Source organism: Microbulbifer sp. SE14 (genome assembly GCF_059834885.1).
Window position 1 is genome coordinate 1 of sequence record NZ_JCBAJA010000055.1, and the last position, 10,565, is coordinate 10,565.

A 10,565-nucleotide genomic window follows, 5' to 3' on the forward strand; every position below is an offset into this window, starting at 1 on the left:
CCGGGGCGGGATCCGGTATTCGGGTACGGGTTGCTGCAGTGATTTTGCCGTGGCAATGAAATAGATGCGGGTTCATCTGTTTCTTTGCCGGGTTGTCACTGCTCATCCCTATTGAAGTCTGCCTCACCCCCACTGGCGTAGCTCAATCCCTCCACGGCGCCGGCCAGTCCCAGCCCGATGCCCACGTCCAACAGCGCGCCGCGGGCGCGTGCGCCGGTAGACGGCGGGATGTCCGCGCTGGCGCCACCAGTCCGGGGCGCCGCCGAGGGCGCATCGGCGCCCGCGCCCCGGGGCACGCCATTGGGTGCATCCGGAGCGCCTGCCCGGGGCGATCCGGGCAGGCCGCCGCGGGCGGTGGAGGCCACGGACATACCGCCGGCCATCACGAAGCCCTGCCAGTTGAACGACTGGCCGAAGGCCGCGTAGGCGAATGTCTGGGACATTCCCTCGGAAACCATATCCCCGGCCAGGTTGATGCCGATATTGAGTGCGACCTGGGCGCCGCGGCTGGCACCGGCACGAATGGCGCCCTGTACTGCCGCCTGGGCCAGGCCGTTGGCGCCGGCACCAATGGCGCCCCCCAGGGCGCCCCCCACGGCGCCGATCACCATCGCCTGTACCACGCCCTCGCCCAGGTCCTCGCCGGCGGCCCAGTTGTTGATCACCTGGATCAGGCCCGCTGTGATGGCGCCGACGACCGCTCCTACCAGTACCACCGCCAGGAAGGGCGCGCCGGCGCCCAGGGTGAGGACACTGACCACCACCGAGGCGATGATGACCAGTATGATCAGCACTATGGCCACCACGCCCTTCCAGGCGGGCTGCTCCTTGCTCGCGGCCTTGTTGGCCTCGCGGGCGATCTGGCCGTCCAGGCGCCCGGCCATATTCTCCAGGTCCGTCTCCAGGTCCGACATCGATTGGGCGGTGGCCTCGTCCACCTGGGTGTAGATCTGTTCGGTGGCGCTTTCGAAGCCGGCCACCATCTGCGCCATGCTCGCCGTGCCCTGGGCGCTGCTCTCGGCCGCCTTGGCGACCTGCTGCTGGGCCAGGCGGTCCATGGCGCCGATGGCCGCAGTTGTCAGCGCAGTCATCTGGGCGGCGAAGGCGGCCTCGGACTCCGCCGCGGAGGCGGCGTTGGCGCGGGTGATGGCGGCGAGTGAATCGGCGGCACCGAAACTGAGGTCGGCGAGGCGCAACTCGGCGCCTGAAGCACCCTCCTCCATTTTCTCCAGCAGGCTGCCCATACCGCCGCCAATGCCCGCCTGCGCATTGGCCAGTAACTGCGCCAGTTGCTCCGGCGGCGGCGCCTCGCCGGCGGTGAGTTTTTCGCGCAGGTCCGCCAACAGCAGTTCCAGAGACGCGGTGGCCGCGGCGACGGCCCGGGCCAGGCCAGCTGCCGCACCGTGAGCCATCTGCTCCGCGGCCAGCTGCTGGATATAGCCGGCGTCGTTGACGGCCTGGCGCTGGGCCCGCTCCCGCTGGTGGAGGCTCTCGATACTGGCGGCGAGGGCGGCGTCCACCGCCTGCAGGTTCATGTCGCGCACCTGTTTCAGGCCGTCCAGGCTGCCCTTGCGGCCCTTCTCCAGCCCGCCGATCAGCTGCTCCAGGGTGTTGTCGAGGGTGGCGCTGAACTGGCCGGCGCCGGAGATCACCGCACAGCGGTATTGGGTGCGCTGCTCGCGCAGGTTGTAGCCCTTCTCCTGCGCCAGCCTGGTCATGTTCTTGTAGAAGCCGCTGGCGGTCTTGCAGGCGGCCTCCTGCTGGGCGTGGGCGCGGCGCACGGTCAGGCAACCGTCCCAAAAGCCGTCGTCACCATAGCGCTCGCCGTCCACCACCTTGCAGCTCTCGTACTGGTCGACGAAGTGCTGGCCGCGGGCTATGGCCCGTTGACCATACTCCTCTCCCCTGGCGTCGTGGTCCCTGCGGGAGCGGGCAAAGCGGCTGTTGACCTCCGCCAGGGACGTGTCCTCGCGCCGGCTGATGGCGCGGGAGGACTGCTGGTGGGCGGCCCGGAGGGCGGCGATGGCGGTGTCGGTGCTGACGTTGACCAGCGCCGTATCGACCTGGAACTGGGCCCTGATGCGGGCCCGCGCGGCAGCCGCCTGGCTGCGCGCGGCGGCGCGCGCCGCCGCCATGCGTCCGGAGATGGCGGCCCGCTCCGCCGCCATGGACTCGTCGATGGCGACCTTGGCGGCATCCGCCATCCCGCCGAGACGCTCCGGCACGTCCTGCGTCACGAAGGCCACGGCATCTGACAACTGTCCCGCAGCACCGGCGAAGAAGGCGCCTATCTGGGCCAGCGCCACATTGCGGCGCACCTCCTCGGCGGCGGAGCCGCGCCGGGCATTGGCGAACGACAGGCCGCGGGACAAGCGCGCCGCGCGCGCGGGGATGGCCGGCAACTCCCCACTGGCGTCGTGGTAGTCCGCCACCGCCGCGTCGCGGCCCGCCTCGCCGGCGGAGAAATCCGGGCCGGCGGCGGCCCCGCCTTCGCCGTCTTCGGCTGCGGCCCCGGCGCCGCCACCCGGCTGCCGCTCCGCTGCCGCGCCCGGCTCGGCGGCGCTCTCGCCGCTCCCCTCTTCCGCAGCCGCCCCGGTCCCATCGGCCGGGGCCCCTTTTGCGCCGGCGGCAGCCCCTGACTCGGCGACAGCGCCGCCGGGGGAACCGGCCGGGGCCAACTCCGCCGGCACCTGGCCGGCGTTCTGCTGCTGGGCCTCGGCCACTTCGCAGTCGCAGGCATCGTCGGGTTCCTCCCATTCGGGGAAGGTGACGTCGCTCTCCTCCTTGACGTCGTTCGGCGGGGAATCGGAATCGGGTTCCTCGGCGTCTTCCGGAGGCTCCGGCGAGCTGTCGGTAAAGCACTCGCCGGGGCCCGGGGTCGCGTCCGGCGGTGCTTCCTCCGCCTCCCCCTCTGCGCCGGCATTGCCGTCCTCACTTTCGGCTGCGTCCCCCTCCCCTGCCTCGTCGGCCCTGGCCTTGTTGCAGGCGGCTTCCGGTTGCTGTTTCTCGCTGTTCTCCTCCGGCGTGGATTTCGCGCCGGACTCTGCGGCCTCGGCCACGCCCTCCGCCGCGCCCTCGCCAGCGGCCTGCCCCTTTTCACTCCCGCCGCCCTTTTCCCCCGACCCATCGCCCTCCTTACCGGGCTCCGCACCGCCCTCACCACCGCCGGCGGGCCCCTCGGTGATACGGAAGGCGTCCACGCTGAGCCGCCGCTGCACCGCGGTTCCATCGCCGCCGGGGTTGTCGCGCGCCGGGTCCGCCACCTCGTTCAGCAGCGGTTCCGCCGACTCGCCGGCCACCACCGCGTCCGCCACCCGGTCCGCGTGGCGCTCCCAGCGGTCGCCGGGGCGGCCGACATTGCCCGGCAGGCGCAGGCCGCCGCGCTGTTGCACCGTGTGCGCCGCCTCGTGCGCCGCCAGGTGCAGACTGGGGGGATGGCGGAAGGCGATGCGCTCGCCGATGGTGTAGGCGCGGGCGCCGATATCGGCGCTGGCACTGGCGGCGCTGCCGCCGGTGGCGGTGCGCACGCCGGAGAGATCGTGGCGGCCGAAGGCGGCCTGGATGCGCTGCAGGTGGGGGATCGGCTCATTGGCACCGGCCACACCGGCGCGGGCAATGCGCTGCACCGCCCTGGGCGATAGGCGTTTGCGGTGCTGCGCCTCCTCCCCCGGGACGTCGCGGCGCTGGGTGCTTACCCCGCCCTCGCAGGCGGCGCATCGGGGCTGCACCGGCTCCAGATCGCCGCTGGCCTGCACGCCGCAGGTGGGCGCCGAGTAGTCGTCGCAGTCCCACATCTGCACCGGCGACGGCCCGGCGCTGTCCCCCCCATGCTGCGATTCGGCCTCCCCCTCGCAGCCGCTGCACAACTGCTGCACCGGCGAGGCGTCGGCGGCCTCCATCTGCAGTGGCGCCTCTTCCGCCGGCGCGGGCATCATCTGCGCCTGCCCGGACTCGCACTCGGCGCAGAGCATCTGCACCAGGCCGGTTTCCGCCTCGCGCCCGGCGTCGCCGTCCGGCGCCTGTTGCAGCGGGCGTCGGCGGCTGTCGCTCTGGGCCTGCTGGACGGGTGTGGCGGCTCGACTTGCCATGGGATTGCGCGGGTCCTATTTCAGCAGCAGGCCGCGATCCAGCAGGAAGCCGCTGCGCACTATGTCCACCTTCTCGGCGGCGTTCGCCTCGCGCACGCTGAACTTGGCGTTGCGGTTCGCCAGCCCCTCCTCCTTGAGGTATTTCAGCAGCGCCTTGGCACGCTTTTCCTCCTCTTCCGGCACGCTGCCATCGAGGCTGACCAGTTCCACCTCCTTGATCTTGGCGTCCCCGGACTTGAGCCGCTCCAGGGTTTCCCTCGACACGGCGTCCTCGAGCACCGAACCACCGGCATCCACCGCCAGGCTGCCGCCGGGTATCAGCGCCGGTTTCGCCTCACCGCCGTCGCTGCTGTCGGCGGCCGCGGGTTGCATCACCAGGGTGCGATGGGTCGGGCCCGCGGCCTCGCTGAGTCTGCTGGAGACGGGCGAAATGGCGATGGTGACGGCGTTGCAGTCCACCGGGAATTCGCCGTCGCCGCCGTTGGTGACCACGCTCAGCACTTTTCCGTTGACGCCCATCAGCAGGTTGACGGCCTCGGCCTGGGCGTGGGCCTCTTGCAGGTTCGCCTCCCTCTCCTCGGCGCTGGCGCCGGCCCTGGCCAGGGCCAGGAAGTAGACATCGATGGCCCCCGGCGAGGTGCCCTGCAGCAGCGCGAGCCACTGCTGCAGGAAGTCCTCTTTCGACTGCTGCTCGTGCTCGCTGCCGCCGGCGTAGAAGTCCAGCGCCCCCAGGTGCCTGAACTGGCTCTCGCCGTTCTCGAACATCTCGCGGCTGAGACCGCCCTTGCCCGCCTGGGCCTTCAGCTGTTCGTACAAGGCCTCGGGCTCGCGGGTGAAGGGGGTGTACAGGTAGACGTCGTGGCACACCAGCTGGCTGAACAGCACCGAGGCCTTGCTGCAGTCGCCGAAGTGCCGCGCCGGCACCTGGCGGTAGCGCATATTGTCCGCGCTGCCGTCCAGAGCGGCGGCGATGGTCTGCGTCTGGGCCCCGGTGAGGGCCTGTTCCTCGTCGCCGCTCTCGGCCGACAGGGACATGGCCCAGTGCACCGGGCCACCGCCCGCCAGTGACCAGCTGGCGGCCAACTGCTGTGCATCCGTGGCGCCGTAGAATTGCTCGCTGTCGGCGGGGAAACGGGGGCGGCTGGACAGGGGTGCGCCGCCCAGCTCCGCGACGACTTCCGCCAGGCTGCCGGCGCCTTCGCTGTGCAGCAGTTTGTACAGCTCGGCCTCGCGGGACTGGATATCCCGGCTGGCGAGGCGGAACAGCCGGTGGCAGACGGTGGCCACGGCGCGGGTGAAATAGATTGCGACACCGTCGAGCTCTCCCGCCGCCAGCGAATCGGGCACGCGGCCGGCACCGAGCAGGGCCAGTTCCGGCGCCGGCTGCGCCACCGGCGACAACAGCTGCGTCAGCCGCGCCAGGCGCGCGTCCGCCAGCGCCTGGCCCTCGTCGAGCACGTCGCCGTGGCTGGCGATCAGGCCGATGTACAGATCGGAATTGACCTGCACCGCCGTCTGCCAGTCGGCGCGGATATCGCCGTGATCCGTCTCCACCGAGGCCAGGCCGGCGCCGAAGTCCACCACTGTGACGGGTTTGGGGCTGAAGCGGGCCACGGCCGCGCCGGGGTCCTCCGACAGCTGCGTGCGCAGCTGCTCCAGGTCCACCTCCGCCGGCAGGTGCACGTGGTAGACCCGGTAACGCCGCTCCGGCAGCGGCGCCGCCGCCTGTACCGTGTACTCGCAGGTCTTTTCGCGCCGGCGGTGAAACAGCACCCAGGACTCCCGCGCCAGTATGCGCAGCTCACCGCTGGGGGGCGGCGCCGGCGGGAACAGCAGCTTGCCGGCGCGGTCGGCGAAGGCCGGGTTGTCGGTGGCCCGGGCGATATGCCCCAGGGCCTGCAGCGACTGGTCGTGCGGTTCGGAGCCCGGCTCCAGGGCCGCGGCGTCCTCGGTCAGCTGTCCCTCCAGCAGCAGCCGGTCCTCGCCGCCGTATTCTGTGTATTTCACCGCCGCCAGCTTGCCCTGGTAGCGCAGCAGCAGGCGCAGGCGGGATTCCGCCTGTGACACCCAGCTCCGTTCGAAGACCAGCTGCACATTGTCCAGCCCGGCGAAGAAGGACGGGTTCACCAAGGTGGCGGAGACGGACGGCGGCAGGCCGGCCACGGAGGTGCGCGAGACGACGATCTTCTCGTCCAGCTCCAGGGCCTCGCCGCGCTCGTCGCGCTCGCCGCCGCCCAGCTGCACCCGGCGCAGGTCCATGTCCGCGATCAGCCGCGCCGACAGGCTGGTGTTCACTCCCGACGCCGCGGGCTGGAGCACCTGCAACTGGCCGGAGATGCGCCGCTCCTCGATCACCAGCTGCTCGATGCCGTCGACGGTGCGGCGCAGCACCAGGGTGCACTTGGCGCGCAGGTCGGTGGTCTGCCCCGCCCCCAGGGCGAAGGGGTCCCGCTCGGTCTTCAGGTCCAGCCACAGGGAGCCGCCGGGCACCAGCGTAAAGCTGCCGGCGGCCAGCGCCCCGGGGGATGTCGCCGCGTCCGCGCCGTAATAGGCCGCCATTTTCGCCGCCGCTGCCTCCGACAGGGGCAGCTGGCCGCCGCTGGCGCTGTGGGCGGCACAGTAGAAGCTGTAGCCGCCGCCGTCGCCGCGCGCGCCGCGGGCGGCGCCGCTGAGGGGCGCCAGGCCGCCGAAGGCGGTGGCGCGGTAGTTCAGCGCGGTGTAATCCGTGGCGGCGTCCAGCTGCGGCGCGGTGCGCAGCGGCCAACCCAGCGCCAGCAGCCGGTTGTCCAGCCGGAAAGCGGCGCGGTAGCCGTTCAGGTCGTCGGGCCGCTCGAGGCGCTGCACCTGGCCGTTCGGCACCAGCACGTCCACCTTCGGCCGCGCGCCGGCGTCCGCCAGCCCCTCGAGCAGGCAGATGCGGTCCATATGCTGCGCCTCCTCCAGCGCGTGGGCCACATAGTCCGGGCGCACGACACAGAAGCGCAGGTCCACGCCCGGCCCGAACAGCCGCGCCACCTGCTCGTTGACGCTGACGGTGCCGCTCACGTTGACCGGCAGGTAGCCCGCCGGCGGCACCTCGACGATGCCGCAGTTGATCATCAGCCGGTCCGGCACCGCGATGCGGGCGCTGTCCACCAATTTCTGGTAGCTGCGCTCCAGGGTCGTCAGTTTGCCGGCCCACTCCGGGTCGGCGCCGGGCAGCGCCCGGTCGAATTCCGCCAGGCGGGCGGCCGCGTCGCCGAGCTTGTCGAGCAGGTAGCGCATGCCCGCGGCGGCCTCGCCGGCGGTGCGGCGGGTGTCGGCACAGGGATCGAAATCCACCAGCTTCTTGCAGGGGGCGGCCGGGTCCGACGGCGACAGGCAGCCGCGCAGCTGGCACTGGAACTGGAACAGCTGGGCCAGGAAGACCGCGCGGCTGCGCATCATCAGGCGCCCGGCCCAGTAGTGCCAGGGCGGCGACTCCAGGCGCTCGCGGCGCGCGGTCCAGGCGTCGACGAAGCGCGGCTGGCCGCCGGCCAGCGCCAGCACGCCGATGGCCACGCCGCTGCCGGACCGGGCCTCGGCGCCGAGGCACCAGGTCGCGGAGGTCAGGCCGGCGGCGGAAATACGCGAGCCGCCGGCACGCTTCTCCATCTCGAAGCAGGCGCTGGCGAGGCGCGAGCGCAGGTGCTTGGCCCCCAGGGCCACGGCGCTGGACTGCTTCATCGGCACCGTCAGTTCCAGCGGCTGCAGGCGCACCTCCACCCCCTCGAGAATGTAGGAGCGCTGGGTGCTGGTGGTGCAGGCCTCGGCGCAGATCCTGCCGTAGACGTCCTCCTCGCCGCAGTAGGCCTCGGCGTGGTGCAGGGTCACCAGGTAGAAATCCGCCGCGCCCGCCTCGCCGACATCGCCTGGTTCGGCGGTGTGCAGCACACAGTCCTCGAACTCCGCCGAGGAAGTCGCCTTCTCTGCCGCTGCACCCGCGGGCGCCGCGGCGCCGGATTTCTGCAGCAGCTCCGCCACCCCCACGCGGATCTCCCCACCCAGCACCAGGGCGCGGCCGTGGTAATCGATGGCGAGGCCAGCGCCGATGGAGAGGCTGGCGCCGCTCAGCGCCAGGTCGTAGCCGTGGACGATTCCCGCGCCGCCGGCGCGGTTGGCAATCTGCACCTGGGCCAGCAGCGCCCGCTGCTCCTGCAGCAGGTCCGGCGCGCGCAGGAACCTGCCGTCGAAATAGTTCAGGCGGCGCAGCTCGCCCGCCCTGTCGACCACCATGTGGCCGCCGCCGGAGCCGATGCGCACCAGCTCGCCGGCGCCGCTCTTCGTTTTCTCTGCCATGAGCTAGCTCCTGATCCTGAGGGTGTGGACAAAGTCGATGCCGTCGTGCCGGCCGCCCGCCGCCGCGGCGCCCAGGGCGCCGGCCAGCGGGATGCGGTTGCGCCCCAGCAGCGGGCAGGGGCCGGTACCGCGGGCGATCAGGCGCAGCAGGTTGCCGCCGGGGGCGTCGCGCAGCTCGAGGGTCACGCGGGACTCGCCCTCGTCGTACTCCACCGCCTTGATCTCGGCGGTCACCCAGCCGTCGCGGTTGTCGAAGGCGGTGATCGAGAAGGCGCGCGGGTCGACGCTGGCCTTCATCAGCGGGCCGCCGTGCACGGTGAAGCGGATAAACTCCCCGTCCACCGCCACCGACCCGCCGTCGATGCGCGGGCCGCCGGCGTCCTCCGGTTCCGCCGGCGCCGGGGGCGCGGCCGCCTCGGCGGGGGCCGCCGCCAGCGCCGGGCCGCACAGCAGTTCCTGGATGGTGCTGGTGGGGATGTGTACCGGGCGCACACCGTTGTCGACGCGGTTCGGGGTGACGGTCTCCGGGTCCAGGGCCCAGCCGTCGCCGGCGGGCAGCAGTGTGATGTCCTTAAGGTCCGCCAGGGGAATCGCGCCGGGCAGATCGCCCGGGAAAAGCCCGGCGTAGCCGTCGCCGGCGGGGGCGTCCGCCATTTCGTCCAGCGCGGCGAAGTGGCGCAGCCATTTCAGGTAGGCGGCGGGCCTGTCGGCCGCCGGCAGCGCCTCCACCGCGGCGCGGGCATCCAGCACTTCCTGGTCCGCGTCGGTGACGGCGCCCTCCTCGTCCTCGAGGGGCGCCTCCAGTGCGAACAGCAGCCGCAGGCGATGAAAGGGCAGCTGCCCGGGCTGTCGCCACGCCGGCGCCGCCCCCGGCAACAGCAGCAGCTCGACGGTCTCCGCGACCCGGGAATAGGCGGTGGCGGCCCCGGCGCCATCGCAGGGTTCGGTCATCGCCGGCACCTGCCGCTCGAGGCAGGCGCGAAAGCGGATCGCCACGTGGGCGTTGAAGGTCACGGCGCCGGTGTCTTCGCCCACCTCGACGATTTCTGCCAGTTGCGGATCGTCCCGGTGCTTCTGGTACCAGGCCCCCAGGTTGACGCAGAAGGGCCGCGCCAGCATCAGCTCGCGCCCCAGTTGATCCAGGGCCGCGCCGGGGGCCACGCGGGCCTCGCCGCTGTCGGCGTCCAGGCTCACGCCCAGGCCCCAGATCACCCCCTGGCGGTGCAGCCAGCCGGAGTGGAACCACATCTTGCCGCGGTGGTAGGCGTCCAGGGTGCGGAAGTCCTCCACCCCCAGCAGCATGCCGAAATGGACGTAGAGCGAGCGGCTGGGGTCCACCGGCAACATCTCCCCCACCGCCGCGGCGCTGCAGTCCCCTTGTGCTGAATTGGCCACTTAAGTGCCTCCTTTACTTATCTTCTGCCCGGGCCCGTGCGCCCGCTCAATAGCTGCCCTTCAGGGCCGCCAGCTGGTTGGCCGCGGCCTGTTTGCGCAGGTAGTCCCGCTCCCGCGCCTGTTGCGCCGTCGCCAGCGCCAGCTCCGCCGACAGACGCCGCTGGCGGTCGTCCTCGGTGAGGGCCGCGATCAGTTCCGCCTCCCCGTCGGTCAGGGCGCCCTGCAGCGCGGCGCCGTCGGCGTCCGCCAGCTGTTGCAACAGCGCCAGCGCCGTGTCGAAGGCCTGCAGGTTGTTCCAGGCGAAGGCGGGCACCGCCGCCTCCCAGTTGTCCAGGGCGTCGGAGAGCTCTCCGGTATTGGCGATCTCCGCCGCCTCCAGTTCATCCTCAAGCAGGTCCAGCTCCGCCTGGCGGGCCTGTACCTCCCCGTTGTCGTCCGGGTCCGCATCGATATCGGCGATGCGCGCGGCGATCACCGCCTGCTCCAGCTCTATCTCCTTCGCCTCCACCGCGGCGCGGGCCTGGTGCAGCGCCGCCTCCGCCGCCAGCGCCGGGTCGTCCGCCTCCAGGGCGGCGGCGGCGATGCGCTCCGCAGACGCCTCCGCCAGCGGCTCGCTGGCCACCACCTGCGCCAGCAGCCCCAGGCTGCGCCGGTAGCTGTCGCCGCTGCCCAGGGCCCAGCGCTTCAGCGCCTCCTCGGCCAGTTCGAACTCCGCCCGGCGGCGCACCACCAGGCCGGCGCTCCCGCCGGCCGCGGCGCCCTGCT

Annotated in this window: 4 protein-coding genes; all 4 read right to left on the reverse strand. The window is 72.2% G+C overall.

The window, feature by feature from the left end:
• Positions 1-95: 95 nt before the first annotated feature.
• The gene (locus AC6R19_RS22395) at positions 96-4,088 is read right to left on the reverse strand and encodes an eCIS core domain-containing protein (protein WP_500582093.1); all 3,993 of its coding nucleotides are present in this window, start codon (positions 4,086-4,088) and stop codon (positions 96-98) included.
• Between the two features lie 15 nt (positions 4,089-4,103).
• Entirely contained in the window at positions 4,104-8,405 is a 4,302-nt protein-coding gene (locus AC6R19_RS22400; protein ID WP_500582094.1) for a hypothetical protein, read from the reverse strand.
• A 3-nt stretch (positions 8,406-8,408) separates the two neighbouring features.
• On the reverse strand, positions 8,409-9,800 hold the full coding sequence (locus tag AC6R19_RS22405) for a hypothetical protein (protein WP_500582095.1): 1,392 nt from the start codon (positions 9,798-9,800) through the stop codon (positions 8,409-8,411).
• Positions 9,801-9,846: 46 nt separating this feature from the next.
• On the reverse strand, positions 9,847-10,565 hold a 719-nt coding region (locus AC6R19_RS22410), incomplete at its 5' end, for a hypothetical protein (protein WP_500582096.1).